General features: G+C 68.5%; 15 protein-coding genes, 1 tRNA gene and 1 other RNA gene. 10 read left to right on the top strand and 7 right to left on the bottom strand.

Annotated elements, in window-relative coordinates; translation table 11 throughout:
* Nucleotides 1–22: 22 nt before the first annotated feature.
* Entirely contained in the window at nt 23–526 is a 504-nt protein-coding gene (locus tag B1818_RS02175; protein ID WP_078111813.1) for a hypothetical protein, read from the bottom strand.
* Nucleotides 527–617: 91 nt separating this feature from the next.
* Between B1818_RS02175 and tgt the strand changes: the two genes are divergently transcribed.
* Nucleotides 618–1,886, top strand: coding sequence for a tRNA guanosine(34) transglycosylase Tgt (gene tgt / locus B1818_RS02170; protein WP_058251139.1), 1,269 nt, complete (start codon nt 618–620; stop codon nt 1,884–1,886).
* 13 nt (nt 1,887–1,899) lie between these two features.
* On the opposite strand, the gene B1818_RS02165 is transcribed toward tgt, so the two are convergent.
* The 4 genes from B1818_RS02165 to B1818_RS02150 form a co-directional block, all read right to left on the bottom strand.
* Nucleotides 1,900–3,597: an HNH endonuclease signature motif containing protein gene (locus B1818_RS02165; protein ID WP_078111812.1), complete on the bottom strand. Its 1,698-nt coding sequence runs from the start codon at nt 3,595–3,597 to the stop codon at nt 1,900–1,902.
* 285 nt (nt 3,598–3,882) lie between these two features.
* Nucleotides 3,883–4,800 carry an SDR family oxidoreductase gene (locus B1818_RS02160; RefSeq protein WP_078111811.1) on the bottom strand — a complete coding sequence of 306 codons (918 nt, stop codon included), beginning with the start codon at nt 4,798–4,800 and terminating at the stop codon, nt 3,883–3,885.
* A 49-nt stretch (nt 4,801–4,849) separates the two neighbouring features.
* Nucleotides 4,850–5,803 (bottom strand): carbohydrate kinase family protein, encoded by a 954-nt coding sequence (locus tag B1818_RS02155; RefSeq protein WP_078111810.1) that lies wholly within the window; start codon nt 5,801–5,803, stop codon nt 4,850–4,852.
* On the bottom strand, nt 5,800–6,459 hold the full coding sequence (locus tag B1818_RS02150) for a class II aldolase/adducin family protein (RefSeq protein ID WP_078111809.1): 660 nt from the start codon (nt 6,457–6,459) through the stop codon (nt 5,800–5,802). The genes B1818_RS02155 and B1818_RS02150 overlap by 4 nt, the downstream gene beginning before the upstream one ends.
* Before the next feature lie 265 nt (nt 6,460–6,724).
* Here B1818_RS02150 and B1818_RS02145 point away from each other — a divergent pair, with 265 nt between their 5' ends.
* Both B1818_RS02145 and B1818_RS02140 read left to right on the top strand, forming a co-directional pair.
* Nucleotides 6,725–8,191: a hemolysin family protein gene (locus B1818_RS02145; RefSeq protein ID WP_058251033.1), complete on the top strand. Its 1,467-nt coding sequence runs from the start codon at nt 6,725–6,727 to the stop codon at nt 8,189–8,191.
* A complete protein-coding gene (locus tag B1818_RS02140) occupies nt 8,184–9,197 on the top strand; it encodes a hemolysin family protein (RefSeq protein WP_058251034.1) in 1,014 nt (337 codons plus the stop codon). The genes B1818_RS02145 and B1818_RS02140 overlap by 8 nt, the downstream gene beginning before the upstream one ends.
* Before the next feature lie 27 nt (nt 9,198–9,224).
* On the opposite strand, the gene gluQRS is transcribed toward B1818_RS02140, so the two are convergent.
* Complete coding sequence (gene gluQRS / locus B1818_RS02135; RefSeq protein WP_078111808.1) at nt 9,225–10,133, bottom strand: tRNA glutamyl-Q(34) synthetase GluQRS; 909 nt, start codon at nt 10,131–10,133, stop codon at nt 9,225–9,227.
* A gap of 138 nt (nt 10,134–10,271) precedes the next feature.
* Between gluQRS and B1818_RS02130 the strand changes: the two genes are divergently transcribed.
* Both B1818_RS02130 and B1818_RS02125 read left to right on the top strand, forming a co-directional pair.
* A complete protein-coding gene (locus tag B1818_RS02130) occupies nt 10,272–11,324 on the top strand; it encodes an ATP-dependent DNA ligase (protein ID WP_078111975.1) in 1,053 nt (350 codons plus the stop codon).
* A 2-nt stretch (nt 11,325–11,326) separates the two neighbouring features.
* Entirely contained in the window at nt 11,327–12,427 is a 1,101-nt protein-coding gene (locus tag B1818_RS02125) for a DNA polymerase domain-containing protein (RefSeq protein WP_078111807.1), read from the top strand.
* Between the two features lie 19 nt (nt 12,428–12,446).
* Here B1818_RS02125 and B1818_RS02120 read toward each other — a convergent pair whose 3' ends face one another.
* Entirely contained in the window at nt 12,447–13,295 is an 849-nt protein-coding gene (locus tag B1818_RS02120) for an NmrA/HSCARG family protein (RefSeq protein WP_078111806.1), read from the bottom strand.
* Nucleotides 13,296–13,373: 78 nt separating this feature from the next.
* Between B1818_RS02120 and B1818_RS02115 the strand changes: the two genes are divergently transcribed.
* The 5 genes from B1818_RS02115 (at nt 13,374) to B1818_RS02095 (ending at nt 19,153) form a co-directional block, all read left to right on the top strand.
* Nucleotides 13,374–13,462, top strand: a tRNA-Ser gene (locus B1818_RS02115).
* 147 nt (nt 13,463–13,609) lie between these two features.
* Nucleotides 13,610–13,704: signal recognition particle sRNA small type (gene ffs, locus B1818_RS02110), an RNA gene on the top strand.
* A 71-nt stretch (nt 13,705–13,775) separates the two neighbouring features.
* Complete coding sequence (locus B1818_RS02105) at nt 13,776–15,050, top strand: aminotransferase class I/II-fold pyridoxal phosphate-dependent enzyme (protein WP_058251038.1); 1,275 nt, start codon at nt 13,776–13,778, stop codon at nt 15,048–15,050.
* Between the two features lie 88 nt (nt 15,051–15,138).
* A complete protein-coding gene (locus tag B1818_RS02100) occupies nt 15,139–16,647 on the top strand; it encodes a glycosyltransferase 87 family protein (RefSeq protein ID WP_058251039.1) in 1,509 nt (502 codons plus the stop codon).
* Between the two features lie 43 nt (nt 16,648–16,690).
* Nucleotides 16,691–19,153 (top strand): DNA polymerase III subunit gamma and tau, encoded by a 2,463-nt coding sequence (locus B1818_RS02095; protein WP_078111805.1) that lies wholly within the window; start codon nt 16,691–16,693, stop codon nt 19,151–19,153.
* The last annotated feature ends 93 nt before the right edge of the window (nt 19,154–19,246 follow it).

The following is a 19,246-nucleotide window of genomic DNA, read 5'->3' as shown; positions in this document are numbered from 1 at the left end:
ACATCTGGGCCCCATAGAAGAACTACGGCGCGAAACCGATGACCGCGGTGCCCTTCTGGCAGGCCGCGAGGACGCCTTCGAGCTGAGACGGTGCGCAGGTCCAACCGGCCACCGACTGCTGCTGGCCGGTGGTGATCTTCGGTCCGTACTGGGTGGCGATGGTCCGCGCCGAATCACAGGACACGTCGCCGGCGAGGATCATGACTCGCAACGCGCCGTCGGGGCCCGGGATGGTGCCGCAAGTGGTGTCTGAATCGTCGGACGCGGTCGCACTCGACGTCGTCGTCGACACCGGCTTGCGACCGGGGACCACCGGCGGCGAGGTGGCGGGTTGTTCGGCGGACGGTGATCCCGACTCCGCGGCAACGGCCTGAGAGGTCGACGACGCGGTGGTCACGTCCTGTTCCGCGCCGCAGGCCACGAGCATCGACATCGCCGCCGCGAGTCCGAGGGTCGCCGCCGCGACCCTGATCGGTCGGCGAGAGCGGCTCGTGGAGGGACCGGTGGGACGAGATCTGCGCGACATGGTTCACCACGGTAGCGAATGCGGTCTCGTCGACCGCACCGGTGGCCGGTGTCGGTCGGCGGTTTGGGATGGGCGCGCCCGACCTGCGAAGATGCTGGACGTGAGCAGTACCGGAACCGAAGTCGCCGACCCCACCTACGCCGTCGGCACCACCCTCGCCGGCACCCGTGGGCGCACGGGGACGATCACCACACCGCATGGTCAGATCCACACCCCCGCGTTCATCCCCGTCGGTACCAAGGCGACCGTGAAGACGGTCCTCCCGGAATCGGTCTCCGCCCTCGGCGCCCAGGCCGTGCTCGCCAACGCCTACCACCTGTATCTGCAGCCGGGGCCGGAGATCATCGACGCGGCCGGCGGGCTCGGCGCGTTCATGAACTGGCGGGGGCCCACGTACACCGACAGCGGCGGCTTCCAGGTGATGTCGCTGGGCGCGGGGTTCAAGAAGGTCATCTCGATGGAGGCCACCGGCACGCCCGACGACGACCTCACCGCCAACGGCAAAGAACGGCTCTCGCGGGTCGACGACGACGGGGTGACCTTCAAGTCGCACCTCGACGGTTCGGCGCATCGCTTCACGCCGGAGGTGTCGATGCAGATCCAACACCAGCTGGGCGCCGACATCATCTTTGCCTTCGACGAGCTGACCACCCTGATGAACACTCGCGAGTACCAGGTGAATTCGCTCGAGCGCACCCGGTTGTGGGCGATTCGCTGTCTCGCCGAACACAATCGGCTGAGCGTCGAACGCGCACACCGGCCGCAGCAGTCGCTCTGGGGTGTCATCCAGGGCGCCCAGTACGAGGATCTGCGGCGCAAGGCCGCTCGCGACCTCGTCGCCTTGAGCGAGGCGGACCGCGCGGCCGGCGGAAAGGGCTTCGGCGGCTACGGCATCGGCGGAGCACTCGAGAAGGACAACCTCGGCACCATCGTCGGCTGGGTCAACGACGAACTCCCGGAGGACTCCCCGAAACACCTCTTGGGGATCAGTGAACCCGACGACATCTTCACCGCCATCGAGAACGGCGTCGACACCTTCGACTGCGTATCGCCGACCCGGGTCGCCCGCAACGGTGCGATCTACTCACTCGACGGCCGGTACAACGTCACGAATGCCAAGTATCGCAGTGACTTCCGGCCGCTCGACCCCGAGGTCGAGAACTACACCTCGCAGTACAGCCGGGCCTACCTGCATCATCTGTTCAAGGCGAAGGAAGGCCTCGGCCCCACGCTGGCGACGCTGCACAACGTGTCCTTCATCGTCACGCTCGTCGACCGGGCCCGCCAGGCCATCGAGAACGGCACATACACCGAGTACCGCGACGAGTTCCTCCGGCGTTACTACGGAGGTCCCCGGTAGGCGTGACCATTGCTCAGAACGGTGGCGGGTTGGCGTCGTTCCAGCGCTTCTCGGCGCGTTGGTGGCGTCGGAAGTCGTTGTCGCGCTGGGTGTTGAGTCTGTCTCGGGCGGGGTGATCGGGTGACCGTCTGGGGAAGAGCTTGTTGAACAGGTCGCGTCCGCTGAAGGCGTTGCCGACGAACATGTGCCCGGTGGGGGTGGTGAACCAGGCGGTGCGGGACTCGTCTTGGTGGTCCTGCCAGCTGGTGAAGGTCTTGATGCGGTGATGGAACCGGCACAGCGGTTTGAGGTTGCGCGCATCGGTCGGGCCACCGCGACGCGGGTCGGTGTGATCGAAGGGTTCGGTGTGGTCGAGATCGATCTGCCAGACCGGGGCGTTGCAGCCGGGGAAGGTGCAGCACAGTTCGCCGGCGCGCACCAGCGCCTGCAGCTTCTTCGAGGGGGTGTATCGCGTTGTCGAACTGTCCGCGTCGGGAGGCGGTGAACCGTCGGGTGCGTCGGGTGCGGGATGGATGTAGGTGCGGCGGGCTTCGGCGAGGAGTGTTCGGGCGGTGTCGGCGTCGATGATGCCGTGGCGGTCGAGGAAGGCGGGGTCGTCGTCGAGGCCGATCAGGGTCGACAGGTTCACCACGATGTGGAAAGTCGCGCGCGGCGCGGGTGAGTCCGACGCCGAGGCGGCCGGCGCGGCCGGGTCATCGACAACGACGTCGGCTGACGGGTCGACGTCGTTGTCCGCATCCACCATCTCAGCAGCTGATGTAGGCGGCTCGGCGGTATCCACTGTCGCTGCGTCGAGGTCTGGTGCTGTGTCGGGTTCGGTTGCGGTGATGACACAGTCGTCGCAGAGGCAGGTGATGGCGGCTTCACCCCGGGCGAGCGCTTTCAGAGCGTCGACTCGGCGGTTGGCCAACTTTCGAGGGTCACCGGCGTGGACCGCGGTGGCCATCGCCGTCAGGCGGGCGTCGAACTCGGCGGCATCAGCATTGGGCAGCGTGCCGGAGATCCGGGACTGCCCGGGTGTGAAGCGATCGGGGCTCACCGTCACCTTGCGATCACCCTTGACGCGTTCCTTGCGTCGACGGACCGCGTCGGGCGCCCACTTGGCGACGATGGAATCGACCATGGCGGTGAACCGCGCCGTCGACATCGGTGCGCGGGCGAAGATCGCCTCGGCCAGATGGGCGTCCACGGTCTGCATCTCTTCGTCGTCGGTGATGAGATCGGTGCGCTTGAGCGCGATGAGGAAGCGGCGCTTGTCGATTCGACCACACGCGAGTGCGTGTCCGGTAAAGGAGAGTCGGTAGCGCAGTGCGTCGCCGGCCTCGATGAGATCTTTCGCCTCGGCCGGCGTCACCGTGAGGGTGGCACCGACTTCGGCGATGGCCTGCTCGAGCCCGTTCGGCCCGAACTGCTCGTAGGGGTTCTCGCCCGCGGCCACTCGCGCGGACAGGTGCTCGAAGGCTTCGATGGAGTCGAGTTCGCCGTTGTGCGTCTCGGCGCGGCGCTGCGCGTAATCCATCTCGCGTTCGTCGTGAATGAGGCTGGCAACGACCATCATTCGATGCGCGGACGCTGCTGCCAAGCCCGCGCAGTGATTCAGGACCTCGACGAGTTCAGAAGCGGAGAGTTCGTGGTCGGGACGAAAGCGCGGCTCGACCGACTCCTGCGATGGGTCCACCGATGTGAATCCGGCCCCCGCCCCCGATGACATACCTCCACGATACTCGAACATACGTGCGAGTCAAGGGTGGTCTCTGGATTTCTCGGGGTGGTCTGGCAATCGAATCACGCCGCACCGACAGGAGTTACGCGTCGCCTCGGTGGCCTCGACGGACGCGGCGTCCTCGCTTCGCTCGGTCGACGCTGCTCGACCAGCGGGACACTGCGGCGCTGCTCGACCAGCGGGGCACTTCGACGCGGCTCGACCAGCGGGACACTGCGGCGGTGCTCGACCAACAGAGGGCGGCGCACCACAACGAGCGACGGCGGACGGGCGTCAGCGCGAGTCCTCGGCAACCATCCGTTCGCGGATGCCGCCGGCGACCCCGGTGCTGTCCGGGTTGGGGTCGTGGATCGCACCCGCGTGCGGCTCGACCGGTGTCCCCTTCTCGGTCTCGGACTTCGCCGTCGCCGCGGAGGACCGCTCGGTGATCCCGGGCATGAGATGGTGAGAAGCGTTGGCGGCCTTGGCCTTGTAGCCGACCGGTTGGTCCAGCTTCGGGTCGGTGCAGGCTGCCACGATCGCGTCGACCACGATCTGCGGATCGTCCATCGCGGACATCCGCGGTTCGTGTCCGGTGTAGTTGGCGGCGTGGACCCACCATGGGGTGTCCACGGCCCACGGCATGATGGTGCCGACCTTGATGGCGTCGTCGCCGGCCATGCGCAGCTCTTCGCTGATCGAGTGCCCGAGGCTCCGAACCGCCGCCTTCGTTGCGGCGTAGGTGTTCTGGAGTGCGATGGGTACCTCGCTGTCGACCGAGCCCACGTTGATGAGTGTGCCGCGACCCTGCGACCGGAAGACGCGCAGCGCCGCATGTGCGCCGTAGATCAGGCCCTTCAGGTTCACGTCGACGAGGCGAGCGTGGTCCTCGATCGGGATGTCCCAGAAGTATCCGACCGCGCCGACGCCGACGTTGTTCACCCACACGTCGATCGACCCGAACCGTTCGAGCGCGGCGGACGCGAGATGGGCGACGGCACGCGGATCGCTGACATCGGTGGGCACCGCCAGCGCCGACCCGCCCTTGCCGGTGATCTCTGCGACGACCTCGTCGAGGACCGCGGTTCGACGCGCCGCGACGACGACGTTCGCGCCGAGTTCTCCGAGTCGCACCGCGGCGCCGCGTCCGAATCCGCTCGACGCGCCGGCGATCACGACGGTGGAGCCGTTGATTTCCTTGTTGTCTGTCATGGTGATCGCCTACCCGAGGCGGGGTTCACCAAACCGAGAGGAGGCGCGCTCAGCCCGCGGCGCGGGACTGCCGGAAGGACTCGATCGCGGCGAGATCGTACGAGTTCGCCCCGGTCCCGATGCCCTGGGCGACGTGCGCGGCCACCGCGCAACCGAGTTCGGCGGAGTCGGCGAGACCGAGCCCGCGCAGGCGGCCGGTCAAGAACCCGGCGGAGAACGAGTCGCCGCAACCAGTGGTGTCCACGACGTCCACCTCGAACGCCGGCACCGTGACCACATCGTCGCCGGTCACGACCAGCGCGCCGTCGGCGCCGCGGGTGAGCGCCACGCAACCGACACCGCGGTCCAGGAGCGCCCGTGCGCCGTCGGTGAGGTCGTCGGTTCCGGTCAGTCCCCGGGTCTGCTCGTCGTTGGGCAGCAGGTAGTCGAGGTGGGGAAGTGCGTCGGCGATCCACTCGAGAAGGCCGGGGTCGCCACCCGACAGCAGATCGGCCGACGTCGTGATCCCGCGGTCGCGCGCCCGGCCGAGGAGCACGGCGGCGACCGCGCCGCCGAGGAACTCCGGGCCGCCGAGGTGCAGGTGGTCGAGCCCGGTCAGCGCGTCTGCACCCAGGTCGTCGAGCGTGAACTGCGCATTCGCCCCGATGCAGTGCCACGCGGGACGGTCCCCGTTGGGTTGCACGGGTATGACCGATGACGACGTCTGGACCCCGGGCTTCGGAACCAGGCCGCCGGTGTCGACGCCTTCGGCGTCCAGCAGTGCGGTCAGCGAACGCCCGATCGTGTCGTCGCCGATCGCTCCGTGGGTCCGGACCGTGGCGCCCAGCCGACTGAGGACGAGCGCGGTTCCGCCCGCGGTGCCGGCGGCGGAGAAACCGATGGACTGGACGAGCGCGCCGTCGGACCCCGCCGGGATGGACTCGATCCCGACGACGTGGATGTCCAGCACATGGACGCCCACGGTTGCGATCGTCGGCGGTTCGAGCCGCGGTGAGGGTGTCACGTCCGGTTCTCCTTGGGTGTCCCGTAGTCCAGCCGGATCGCCTGGGCGACAGTGGACTGCTGTTGGTCCTCGGTGAGTTCGCGAGGCCGGCCCATGCTGCTGGTCCGGTGAAAGAGGGTCGCGAGCCACTCCAGCAGCAGGGCGTTCTCCACCGCGTGGGCCAGGCTGGAGCCGCGTGCCACCGAACCGTGGTTCGCCATCAGCGCGACCTGGGTGTCGACCAGCGCGTCGGCGACGATCCCGGCGAGCTCCGGGCTCCCGAACGTGGCGTACGGCGCGACCGGGATGGCACCGCCGAGGCCGAGTTGTTGGTAGTGAAGCACCGGTAACGAGGTCAGTCCGCTGACGCAGGCGACCGCGGTCCCGAAGGGTGCGTGGGTGTGGACGATCGCCTGTGTGCCGGTTTCCTCGTAGACGCGGAGGTGCAGGTCCAGCTCGGACGACGGCGCGATCGGCCCGTCGACGACGTCGCCGGCAAGGGACACCACCGTCACGTCGGTCGCGGCACAGTTCGCGAGCACGACCCCGGTTCCGGTGATCGCGACGTGATCGCCCGCACGCGCCGACACGTTGCCGGAGGTGCCGATCAGCAGACCTTCGGCCGCCAGCCGTCGAGCGGCTGCGGCGACCTCGTCGCGTATCGACGGGTCGCTCATCGGCCGAATGCGTCGGTCCGCACTCCGCGGAGAAGGATCGCCGGGCATGTCGCGGAACTCGGAGCGCATTCGGTACGTTGGGACCACATACCGGACATTTACGCACATGCCTTTGCTCCCGGCACCCGGTATGAAACACCCGAGCACCAGCGAGAGAGACGATGAGACGCGGAAAGCGCCGAAAACGCCGACGACACCAGTCGGCCCCCTGTTGTGAATTGAATGACCCGGGTGTTCCGCCCGGCCCCGACACCGGGACGGTCTCATGCTGACCCTCCTCGGAATCGGACTCGGAATCCTGGTGGTCTTCCTGATCACCGCCCTCACCGGTTACTTCGTGGCCCAGGAATTCGGCTACATGGCGGTCGACCGGTCCCGCCTCAAAGCCCGTGCCGAAACCGGTGACGCCGCCGCGAGACGCGCGCTCGCGGTCACCCGCCGCACGTCCTTCATGCTCTCCGGCGCCCAGCTGGGCATCACTGTCACCGGCCTGCTCGTCGGCTACGTGGCCGAACCCCTGATCGGTTCCGGCGTCGGCGAGCTGCTCGGCGGCGTGGGTATCCCGGTGGGCGTGGGTGTCGCGATCGGCACGATCATCGCGATCATCTTCTCCACCGTCGTGCAGATGGTCTTCGGTGAGCTGTTCCCCAAGAACCTCGCCATCGCCCGGCCCGAGCCGGTCGCACGGTGGCTCGCCCGTTCGACGACGATCTACCTGGCCGTATTCGGTTGGCTCATCGCATTGTTCGACAAGTCGTCGAACCTGCTGCTGCGAGCGCTGCGCATCGAGCCCGTGCACGACGTCGAGCATTCGGCGTCGGTGCGCGACCTCGAGCACATCGTCGCCGAGTCCCGCGACGCGGGTGACCTGCCCGACGAGCTGTCCGTCCTGCTCGACCGTGTGCTCGAATTCCCCACGCGCACCGCAGAACACGCGATGATCCCGCGACCGAACACCGATCATGTCGACGCCGATCTGGCGGCGGGTGAGGTGCTGACACTGATGAGCACCGGCCACACGCGGTACCCCGTGCTGGCCGGCGGTGACGACGAGGTAAGCGGCGTGATCCACCTCCAGGACCTCCTGGAGTGGAGCTACGCGCTGAAAAAACAACCGCCGCAGGCTGATTCGTCGGCCACCGCGGTAGACCTGTGTCGTCCCGCGGTGGTGGTGCCCTCGACGCTCCCGCTGCCCGAGGTGTTGGAGACCCTCGCGGACGCACATGACGAGATGGCGGTGGTCATCGATGAATACGGCGGCTTCGCCGGGGTCGTGACCGCCGAGGACATCGCCGAGGAACTGGTCGGCGAGATCGACGACGAACACGACTCCGAGGCGACCGTCGCGATCGAGGAGAGCCCCGAGGGATGGCGCGTGCGGGGTGACGCACACGTCGACGAGGTCTCCCGGACCGTCGGCTGGGACCTCCCCGAAGGCGACTACGAGACGATGGCCGGACTGGTGATCGCCGAATTCGTCGGACTCCCGGAGGTCGGGGACACGGTGACGATCGAGATCGATCCCGATCCGTCGACCCTGCTCGAAGACGACGAGGCGCCACCCCGCACCGTGCGGGCCACGGTCCTCGAAGTCGACAAGCGCGTCCCCGCTCTGCTGTCGATGAGCGTGGCACACAACGACAACAACCCGGGCGAGAAGAGCCCGGACGACACGAACCGGGGCGAGAAGAAGAACCCGGCCGAGAACGGAGAGGAGAGCGACAATGGATAACCCGTGGGTCGTCGCGGCTGTCACCGTGGCCCTGATCGCGTCCAGCGCCTTCTTCGTCGCGGTCGAGTTCGCCCTCATCGCCGCGCGTCGGCACCGGCTCGAAGACGCGGCTGCGACCAGCGGCAGCGCCCGCGCAGCTCTGCGCAGCGCATCAGAACTGTCGGTGCTGCTCGCCGGGTCGCAGCTCGGCATCACGGTGTGCACGCTCGCACTGGGTTCGGTCACGAAACCCGCTGTGCACCACTGGCTCACGCCGCTGTTCGCCGGGTGGGGTCTGCCGTACTGGTCGGCCGACGTGATCGGCTTCGTCCTCGCCCTCGTCATCGTGACGTTCCTGCACCTCGTCGTCGGTGAGATGGCGCCGAAGTCGTGGGCCATCGCCCACCCCGAGAAGTCGGCGATCATGCTCGCGATCCCGATGCGCGCCTTCATGTGGGTGACCCGTCCGTTCATCGTCCAGCTCAACCACCTCGCCAACTGGTGCCTCAAGCGCGTCGGCGTCGAGCCGGTGGACCAGGTCGCGACCGGGCAGGACAGCGACGCCCTCCGCCACCTGGTGGAGCACTCGGCCACCGTGGGCACACTCGACGAGCGGTACCACGCCCACCTGACGAGTGCCCTGGAACTGGAGTCGTTGACCGTCGGCGACGTCGTGACCCCCAACGACCATCTGGCCGTGGTCGGTCCGGCCGCGGACGCCGATGAGATCCAGACGGCCGGCCGGACCTCGGGCCACCTGCGGCTGCTGGTGCGCGACGATGCGTCCGGGGCGCCGGTCCGCGGTGTCGTGCATGTGCGCGACAGCCTGGCCGCGTCGCCCGGCACCACGGCGGCCGATCTCATGCGCCCGGTCCTGAGCGTCGAGTCGGCGCAGCCGGTGTACGAGACGCTCACCGCCATGCGGGAACAGCGCGCCCACCTCGCGCTCGTCACCGATGGGGGCCGCGCGGTCGGACTCATCACCATCAACGACGTGCTCCAGCGGTTGCTGGCGACCACGGCGTAGGAGGCGGTCGGGGCGCAGGGTGGGCCGCTAGGTCCACTCGTCGGCCGTCAGGAACCACGGTTCGGCCGGCAGCGCGGCGGGGTCGAACCGGTTCGCCAGTTGCTCTGCGCGCACGGGCTCGTCCCGGCCGCCGAGCCCCAGTGAATGGGCGATGCGGGACAACACGGTCGACGTCGCCACCCCTGCGGCGGCGAGGTCGGCCAGGGTCACCGCCCCGTCCCGCTTGCTGAGCCGGATTCCGTTGGCGTTGAGCACCATCGGGACGTGCGCGTACGTCGGTGGGGCCTTCCCGAGCAGCGCCGCCAGGTAGGCCTGCCGGGGCGCCGACGACAACAGATCGTCCCCGCGGACGACCTGGTCGACGCCCTGCGCGGCATCGTCGACGACGACGGCCAGGTTGTAGGCCGGGGTGCCGTCGTTGCGCAGCAGCACGAAGTCGTCGACCGCGCCCATGTAGGGACCGTGCAGCAGGTCATCGACGCCGTACTCCCGGACGTCGGCCCGCAGCCGGATCGCGGGTGGCCGGGTGGCACGGCGTTCGTCGCGTTCGGCGGCGGTGAGGTCGCGGCACGTGCCCGGGTAGGCGCCCTGCGGCGCATGGGGTGCGGACGGCGCGTCGAGGATCTCTCGGCGGGTGCAGAAACACTCGAAGGTGCGGCCGGCGTCGCGCAGGTCGTCGAGGACGGCACGGTATGCCTCGAGCCGGTCGGTCTGGTGGACGACGGGCGGGTCCCAGTCGAGGCCCAGGGCCGCGAGATCGGACAACTGCCGGGAATCCGCGCCCTCGACGGCTCGGTCGAGATCCTCCATCCGGATCAGGAACCGCCGGCCGGTGGTCCGCGCGAAGAGCCAGGCGAGCAGGGCGGTCCGCAGATTGCCGACGTGGAGGTCCCCGGAGGGGGAGGGCGCGTACCGGCCCGCTCGCTGCGTCGACACCGCGTCGAGATTACCGGTCGGCGATGAGAATCCGCGCCGCGGCCGGTCTGCCTGTAACGGCACGGACGACGACACGCCGGGTGTGCGGCGGCGCGTAGGCGTTGCGGTCCCGTCGACGAGTGAGGAACGATGAGTTTCATGGATCTCCCGGTCATGCCGCCTGTTGCGCCGATGCTGGCCAAGGCGGTGACCAGCGTGCCGCCGCAGCCCGACGGTTCGGTGGCGTGGTCGTATGAACCCAAGTGGGATGGTTTTCGCGCGTTGGTCTTCCGCGACGGCGACGAGGTGACGATCGGATCGCGAGGCGGCAAGGACCTGGCCCGGTACTTCCCCGAGATCGTCGCGGCGGTGAAGGACGAACTGCCCGACAAGGTGGTCCTCGACGGTGAGATCGGGGTGCCGGCGCTGATCGGCGACACGCATCGGCTCGACTGGGATTCGCTCGCGCAGCGCATCCATCCGGCGGAATCGCGCGTCACCATGCTCGCGGAGAAGACACCGGCGATCTTCATCGGATTCGACGCGCTGGCGCTGGAGTCGACGAGCGTGATGGGCGAACCCTTCGAGGTGCGCCGGGAAGCGCTGCTGCGGGCCGTCGGTCCGGGCGGGCGGGACCGTCGCGTGCATGTCAGCCGGGTGACGAGCGACCCCGCGGTCGCCGAGGACTGGTTCTCCGCCTTCGAAGGTGCCGGGCTAGACGGTGTCGTCGCCAAGCGACTCGACGGCGTGTACGTCGAGAACAAGCGGGAGATGCTGAAGCTCAAACACAAACGGACCGCGGACTGTGTGATCTTCGGGTATCGAATCCACAAGTCGGGCACCGGGATCGGGTCGATGCTGCTCGGACTGTACGGCGACGACGGCGAATTGCGGATGGTCGGTGGGGCGGGTGCCTTCTCCGACGCCAAGCGGATCGAGTTGCAGCAGATGTTCGAGCCGATGCGGCTGGACCCGGAGAGGGCGTCGCCGGGCGAGCCCACGCGGTGGCGTTCGGAGAAATCGGGGGAGTGGATCCCGATCCGTCCGGAGCTGGTCGCGGAGTTCGCATATGACCAGATGGAAAACCATCGCTTCCGGCACACGGTGAAATTCCTTCGCTGGCGGCCCGATCGAGAACCGGGGAGCTGCGGCTACGACCAGCTCGACGTCCCGCTGACCTACGATCTCCACGACGTCCTCGAAGGAGAATGACCATGGCATCTCGTTCGCCCGCGGAGGAACTCGACGTCGACGGGGTCGCCGTCCGGATGAGCAACCCGGACAAGATCTACTTCCCCGAACTCGGCGAGAACGGCGGCCGCAAGCGCGATCTCGTCGGGTACTACCGCACCGTAGCACTCGGCGACACGGGTGGCAGGGCCGACGACAGCGGCGACGGACCGCTGATGCGCGCCACCCGCGACCGCCCGACCTTTCTGCAGCGCTTCCCCGACGGCGTCGAGGGCGAGGAGATCTACCAGAAGCACATCGCGAAGAAGCGGCCGGAGCATGTGCGGTCCACCCCGATCGTGTTCCCCTCCAAGCGAACTGGCGATGCGATCCGACCCACGGTGCCCGCGGATCTCGTGTGGGGCGCGAACCTGGGCACCGTCACCTTCCACACCTGGCCGACCCTGCATCCCGACAACGACCATCCCGATCAGCTTCGCATCGACCTCGATCCGCAACCCGGCACGACCTTCGAGGATGTGCGGCGGGTCGCGCTCGAAGGACTGAAGCCGCTGCTCGACGAACTCGGGTTCACCGGTTTCGTGAAGACCTCGGGCGGTCGGGGAGTACACGTGTACGTGCCCATCGAGCCGCTCTGGGACTTCATCGCGACCCGACGCTGCGTCATCGCGATCGCCCGCGAGCTCGAACGCCGCGACCCGGACGCGGTCACCACATCGTGGTGGAAAGAAGAACGCGGAGAACGGATCTTCATCGACTACAACCAGAACGCCCGCGACCGCACGATGGCATCCCCGTACTCCGTTCGACGCAGCGCCCGCGCCCGGGTGTCGACGCCGGTGACGTGGGACGAACTCGCCGACGTCGATCCGGACGACTGCACCATCGCGACCGTCCCGAAGCTCCTGGAAGATCGCGGCGACCCATGGGCCGACATCGCCGACCACCGGCGCGGCGTCGAGAAACTGCTGGAGATGGTCCAGGCCGACGACGCAAACGGCCTGGGCGACATGCCTTATCCGCCCAGCTATCCCAAGATGCCGGGCGAGCCGCCGCGCGTACAGCCGAGCAAGAAGGTCGCCGAGCACTGGGATGAGCAGGGCAACCGACGCTCCGACGGCTGATGCCTGGGTTCCGTATGGGTCAGCGGCGCAGCGCCTCGGCCGCCCAGGTCGCGAAACTCTGCCAGCCCACATCAGGGAACCGGCGGTGCAGCGTCGGGATGTCGACCTCGTACCCGCGGTCGCCGAGGAACGTGAACATCGCCCGCATGTCCTCGGACTCGATACGTTCGGGATCGTAGGACTCCGCCGTGACGGTGGTGCCGAGAACGTCGCCGATGATGCGCGCCATCTCCTCGGGCGTCGGCTGATCGGACGCGAGGTCGATGCGCTGGCCGACGTGGACGTCGGGCGCGGCGAACAGGGTGGCGACGAGTCGGCCGAGGTCGCGCCGCGAGAGTTGTTGCAGCGGCTTGTCCGCGGGCATCGCGATCGGCATCACGCCCGCCGCGAGCGCGTCGGCTCCGCCGAGCAGGTTGTCGAAGAAGTAGGCCGGGCCGACGATCGTGTGCGGGATCTCGGTGGCTGCCAACATCTGCTCGACCTCGAACTTGGAATCGAAATGCGGCACGCCGGTCTGACGATCGGCCGAGGCCACCGAGGAGAACACGAGGTAGGGGATCGACGCGGACGTGGCGGCTTCGATCAGCGCACGACCCTGACCGATCTCGGCCTCGACGCCGGATTCGAACGGGGTGGTGAGCGCGAACACACCCGCGGACCCGGTGAACGCCTCGGTGAGGCCCGACCCGCTCACGATGTCGCCGACGGCGAGTTCGACGCCTCGGTCGGCCAGGCGTGCCGCCTTGCTCGACACCGCGTCCCGCACGACGGCGCGGACCGGGAAACCGGCCTCGAGCAGCGCGTCGAGCACGGCGCCGCCCTGCCCTCCGGTGGCTCCGACGACAACGACAGGGGAGGAATCGGCCATGTCGTCGACCCTAGCGGTCACACTCGACGGCCGGACGGTTTGGGTGAGTGCGCCGTCGGCGGCTATCATCTCGACGTTGGAGGATTCGCCTAGTGGCCTATGGCGCTCGCCTGGAACGCGGGTTGGGTTAACAGCCCTCAGGGGTTCGAATCCCCTATCCTCCGCCACCGAAGGTCCGCTGTGACACCCGTCTTTCCGGGTGACACCGCGGACCTTCGTCGTATCCCCGAGCGTGCGGGCCGAGTGCGATCGAGCCGCGCGGACCGGTTCGAGGACCCCGGCTCCGGCCGCCGGAACCCCTCGCTACACTGGACGACGGATCCCGCGCGGCGTGCATCCTGTGAACTCCCCCAGGGCCGGAAGGCAGCAAGGGTCAACGGGCTCTCTCGGGTGCGCGGGGTCCCCTATTTTCCCGATACGAAGTTTCAGGTCAGGGGCGTCGGCCACCCGCACCGGCGTCGAGCCGCGAGAGGGCCAACGTTGAATTTTCACTCGATGAGTGCCGACCAACTCCGGAACACCCAGACGGAACTGACCAAGCAATACGAGGCGCTGCGCGCGCTGGGTCTCAAGCTCGACCTCACCCGCGGCAAGCCGGCCCCCGAGCAACTCGATCTCTCGAACGGTCTCCTGTCGCTGCCCGGTGACGAGTTCCGAGACGGCGCGGGCACCGACACCCGCAACTACGGCGGACTCAACGGACTGCCCGAGTTGCGCGGCATCTTCGGGGAACTCCTCGCCGTCGACCCCGACAACCTGCTCGCGCTCGGCAACTCGAGCCTCGAGATCATGCACGACCTCACGGTCTTCGGGCTGTTGCACGGCACCGCCGACTCCGACGAGCCGTGGGGACGTCAGACGATCAAGTTCCTGTGCCCGTCGCCCGGTTATGACCGCCACTTCGCGATCACCGAGAGCTTCGGCATCGAGATGATCCCGGTGCCGATGCTGCCCGACGGTCCCGACGTGCGGGTGTGCGCCGAACTCGTCGCCGCCGACCCGAGCATCAAGGGCATGTGGGCGGTGCCCACCTACTCGAACCCGACCGGCGTCACCTTCTCCGAGGAGGTCACCCGCGGGTTGCTCGAGATGTCCGCGGCGCCGGACTTCCGGATCTACTGGGACAACGCCTACGTCGTCCACACGCTGGTGGAGACCCCGCCGACGCCGCTGCCGATCCTGGAGATGGCGGCGCAGGCCGGGCACCCGAACCGCGTGTACGTCCTCGGCTCGACGTCGAAGATCACCTTCGCCGGCGCCGGCGTCTCGTTCTTCGGGTCGTCGCCGGAGAACCTGGCCTGGTTCAGCAAGTACCTGTCGCTGAAGACCATCGGACCCGACAAGGTCAATCAACTGCGTCACCTCAAGTTCTTCGGCGACGCCGACGGTGTGCGGGCGCACATGGCCCGCCACCGGGAGATCCTCGCCCCGAAGTTCAAGCTCGTGCTCGACATCCTCGAGGACCGGCTCACGGAGTCGAAGGTGGCGTCGTGGTCGGAGCCGGAGGGCGGCTACTTCATCAGCCTCGACGTCGTCGACGGCGCGGCCCGACGCACCATCGAGCTGGCCAAAGAAGCCGGTATCGCGCTCACCGCCGCCGGATCGGCGTTCCCGTACAAGACCGATCCGCACGATCAGAACATCCGACTCGCACCGACGTTCCCGAACACCGACGACCTGCGGGCTGCGATGGACGGGGTGTCCACGTGCGTGCTGCTGGCCGCGGCGGAGACCCTGCTCGCCCGCTCCAGCTGACCCGACACGCCGATCCCGGCGTTAGATTGCTCTCATTCTCCGGCGAGTGCGCTGGCGTGCGCGCCACTTTGTGACAGGCTTTCAAATCGTGAATCTGCCCAGGCCGGTTCTTCTCGCAACCGGTTTCGCCGTCGTGGGGGTCATCGCACTGGCACTCCAGGATGTCGTCGTACCCCTGGGCGCCCAATTCTGGGGTTTGCTGCACAACCAGATCGATCTCTCGGTGTATCAGGCGGGTGCCCGGGCGGTCGCCAACGGCGTCAGTCTCTACGACGTCAAGATGATCGGCGACCTGGACTACACCTACTCGCCGTTCTCCGCCTTGCTGTTCAGTCCGCTGGCCTGGATGTCCTTCGACGTCGCCCGCATGTTGTGGTCGGCGGGCATCGTCGTGGCGCTCTATCTGGTGATCATGCTGAGCTTCCGCAGCCTCGGCCGGCCGGTGACCTGGCCGTTGCGCGTGATCGCGGCGTCGCTGGTGGCGGTGGCGATGTTGTTCGAGCCGGTTCGTACGACGATCTGGTACGGGCAGATCAATGTGTTCCTGATGCTCGTGATCGTGGCCGATCTGGCGCGCCCGGACGGTGGACGCCTCAAGGGGTTCTGGACCGGAGTCGCCGCGGGGATCAAGCTGACGCCCCTCATCTTCGCCGGTTACTTCCTCGTGCAACGGAACTGGCGCGCCCTCGCCGGGGTGGTGGGCGGCTTCGCCACCACCATGCTCATCGGGTTCGCCGCCTTGCCCGGGGACTCGTGGTCGTACTGGACGGGCAAACTGTTCGAGTCCGACCGGGTCGGTTCCGCTCAGTTGCGCGGTAACCAGTCCCTGCGCGGCATGCTGGCCAACCACCTCGACACCGACAATCCGCCGACGCTGCTCTGGCTCGCCCTGGTGCTGGCAGTGCTGGCGGTCGGCTTCGCGGTGGCGACGTACGCCCATCGCAAAGGTCAGGAACTCCTTGCCGTCAGCATCGTCGGGATGACCGCCTGCGTGGTGTCGCCGATGTCGTGGGGCCACCACTGGGTGTGGTTCATCCCGATCCTGGTCATCGGAATCCACCTCGTTCTCGACGCCCGGCAGCCGCGGGCACCGCGGGTGTGGGCCGGCGTGGGCGTGGCGGCACTGGTGCTACTCGCGTTCTCGTGGCCGACGCATGTACCGGCGCTGATCCCGGACGGCTATTACACGGGGCTGTACGTCAAGACCCGCATCACGTGGCTCAACTGGTTCACGGTCAGCCCCTATCTGTGGGCCTACCTCGGCGTGCTCGTCGCGACGGTCGTCGGCCTGCGGATGGTCGGCAGCCGTGGCTACTCCACGCCGACGCCCGCCGACCCGATCATCCCGCCCGGCGTCGCGGCTGCGGTGATCGCCGAGGGCGGGCTGCCGACCGGCGATGCGGGCGGCACCGGCAGTGAGGGCACACGACGGCCGGACACGGGTGGCGAGGAGTCCGGGCCGCGCGACTCGCGAGGCACGTCCGGGCACACTTTGCGTCCTTCGGAAGACACCCGCGGGATGGCCGATGACCTGGTCGGAACCGATGGCGAACCCGTCACCGAGACACCCGATCAGGGGCCCGCTGCACCAGTGTGAGGCACACTCATCGACTGTCACGGGTCGCCGGTAGTCTCGACGCGTGGCTCTGTATCGCACCTATCGCCCGGCTACCTTCGCCGACGTCGTGGGGCAGGAGCACGTCACCGATCCGTTGAGCCGTGCCCTGGATTCCGGTCGCATCAATCACGCGTATCTCTTCTCCGGTCCCCGCGGTTGTGGCAAGACGTCGTCGGCGCGGATCCTGGCTCGTTCGCTGAACTGTGTGCAGGGCCCCACCTCCACACCGTGCGGAACGTGTGTCTCCTGTGTGGCGCTCGCGCCGGGGGGTCCGGGCAACCTCGACGTCATCGAGCTCGATGCCGCCAGTCACGGCGGTGTCGACGACACCCGCGAGCTGCGTGACCGCGCCTTCTATGCGCCCGCCGAGTCGCGCTACCGCGTGTTCATCGTCGACGAGGCGCACATGGTGACGAACGCGGGATTCAACGCGCTCCTCAAGATCGTCGAGGAGCCGCCGGAGCATCTGATCTTCGTGTTCGCGACCACCGAACCCGAGAAGGTGCTGCCGACCATCCGGTCGCGCACCCACCACTACCCGTTCCGGCTGCTCGCGCCGCCGGTCATGCGCGGTCTCCTGGAGACGATCTGTGAGCGCGAGGGCGTGACCGTCGCGTCCGAGGTGTACCCGCTCGTCATCCGGGCGGGTGGCGGTTCGCCTCGTGACTCGCTGTCGATCCTCGATCAGCTGCTGGCCGGCGCCGACGACCAGGGTGTCGCCTACGAACGCGCACTCGCGCTGCTCGGTGTCACCGACGTGGCGCTGATCGACACCGCGGTCGACGCTCTCGCCGACGCCGACGGTTCGGCATTGTTCGGCACGGTGGAGAAGGTGGTCGACGCCGGGCACGATCCTCGACGGTTCGCCGTCGACCTGCTGGAACGTCTGCGCGATCTGATTCTGCTGCAGGCTGTTCCGGACGCCGCGGACCGCGGACTCGTCGAGGCGCCGGGTGACCAGCTCGCCCGCATGCGCGCCCAGATCGAGACCCTTGGGCCCGCGTCGCTGACCAGGTTCGCCGAGATCGTGCACAACGCGCTCGGGGAGATGCGCGGCACGACGTCGCCGCGACTCCTGCTCGAGGTGATGTGCGCGCGGATGCTGCTGCCCGCGGTCTCCGACGACGACGCAGCTCTGTTGCAGCGACTCGAACGACTCGAGTCGGGGATCGGCACGACGTCGATCCCGGTACCCGCGAAACCGGCTGAACCGGAACCGGAACCGAAGTTCGTTCGACCCTCGCAGCGCAAGGCGATGGAAGAGGCCAAGGCTGCTGAGGCGTCCGAGCGCGCGGCCGCGGAAGCCGTCGAGGCCGACGCCGCGCAACCCGACGCCGGCCGGGTGCCGGAACCGGTGGTGTCTGAGCCGGTTGCGCCAGAGATGGTGGTGGAGACTCCTGCGCCGGAACCCGTCGTTGCTGAAGCGGTCACGGCAGACGCGGCGCCCGAGGCGGTTGATCCCGACTCGACCGGCGTCGCAACGGGTTCGGGGGCCGAGGCGGAGGCCGTGCTGCCCGCGGAGGAGCCCGCCGACGACGAGTCGATGCTCGACGAACTGATCGCCGACCAACCGAGTGCCGAGGCGGCAGAGGTCGAACCGGCGCCGGCCGCTGACGCCTCATCGGACGACGAGACGGCATCTCTGATCGAGGTGCCCGCCCCGCCGACGCCGCCGACTCAGCCGCCGGCACGGTCCGACCGGACCCCGTCCGCGCCCGAACCGCCGTCGCGCCATCGGACCCCGTCCGCGCCCGAACCGGAACCGATTGCCGAACCGGCGTCGACCGCGGCGTACGACGACATCCCGCTGCCCGATGAGCCCGTCGACGAGGACGACGTCCCGCCACCCGACGCGATGCCGGTCCGTGCCCGTCGGCCCGAGCCCGAGCCGGTGCCCGAACCGGAGCCCGAGCCCGAGGCGACCGCCGGGCTCGACGCCGACTCGGTTCGCAAGCGGTATCAGGACATCCGGGCCGCGGTGCGGGAACGGTCGAAGAGTCTCGAGCCGATGCTGTCGGCGGCGGTCATCGCCGACGTCGACGGGACGACCGTCGTGCTCTCGCATCCGGTCGAGGTGCTGGTCGGGCGGTTGTCCGCACCGCACGCCGTGACGATCATCCGCGAGGCGCTCACCGAGGTCTTCGGCACCGAACTCGACGTGCGTACCGTGCACCAGGCGCCGGGCGCCGCCGCACCCTCCGCCACGTCGACCGCGCCGCCGACGAAGCAAGCGGCCAAGGCTCGGCAGTCGTACTCACGTCCGAGCCGCGCGCGTGACCAGTCGGCGACGCCGGCCCCCACACCGGAGCCGGTCGCCGAACCGGAGGAGCCCGAGCCGCCACGTGCCGACGAGGACATCCCGCACGACGAACGCGCGGAGATGGTGGCCGATGCACGCACCGGCAGCCCCGAGCAGCGGCTCGACCCCGACCAGGTGGCGCTGGAACTACTCAAATCGGAGCTGGGGGCACGGCCGCTCGAGTGACCGGGTGCGCTCGGGAAGCTTTGTCTGAAAACCGCCCCGCGCAACAGGTTCGACGACGATACGCCGCGTGTCCGATTTCTGAGGGCGGTTTTC

Origin of the sequence: Gordonia sp. IITR100 (assembly GCF_002009645.1) — a bacterium.
Lineage (GTDB): Bacteria > Actinomycetota > Actinomycetes > Mycobacteriales > Mycobacteriaceae > Gordonia > Gordonia hongkongensis.
Note: the sequence above shows the minus strand (reverse complement) of the source record. Positions and strands in the feature narration are given on the sequence as shown.

What these genes read in the sequence shown, in the direction of transcription:
- B1818_RS02175 (WP_078111813.1), bottom strand. Translation starts at nt 526, where the DNA reads ATGTCGCGCAGATCTCGTCCCACCGGTCCCTCCACGAGCCGCTCTCGC.
- tgt (WP_058251139.1), top strand. Translation starts at nt 618, where the DNA reads ATGCTGGACGTGAGCAGTACCGGAACCGAAGTCGCCGACCCCACCTAC.
- B1818_RS02165 (WP_078111812.1), bottom strand. Translation starts at nt 3,597, where the DNA reads ATGTCATCGGGGGCGGGGGCCGGATTCACATCGGTGGACCCATCGCAG.
- B1818_RS02160 (WP_078111811.1), bottom strand. Translation starts at nt 4,800, where the DNA reads ATGACAGACAACAAGGAAATCAACGGCTCCACCGTCGTGATCGCCGGC.
- B1818_RS02150 (WP_078111809.1), bottom strand. Translation starts at nt 6,459, where the DNA reads ATGAGCGACCCGTCGATACGCGACGAGGTCGCCGCAGCCGCTCGACGG.
- B1818_RS02145 (WP_058251033.1), top strand. Translation starts at nt 6,725, where the DNA reads ATGCTGACCCTCCTCGGAATCGGACTCGGAATCCTGGTGGTCTTCCTG.
- B1818_RS02140 (WP_058251034.1), top strand. Translation starts at nt 8,184, where the DNA reads ATGGATAACCCGTGGGTCGTCGCGGCTGTCACCGTGGCCCTGATCGCG.
- B1818_RS02130 (WP_078111975.1), top strand. Translation starts at nt 10,272, where the DNA reads ATGGATCTCCCGGTCATGCCGCCTGTTGCGCCGATGCTGGCCAAGGCG.
- B1818_RS02125 (WP_078111807.1), top strand. Translation starts at nt 11,327, where the DNA reads ATGGCATCTCGTTCGCCCGCGGAGGAACTCGACGTCGACGGGGTCGCC.
- B1818_RS02120 (WP_078111806.1), bottom strand. Translation starts at nt 13,295, where the DNA reads ATGGCCGATTCCTCCCCTGTCGTTGTCGTCGGAGCCACCGGAGGGCAG.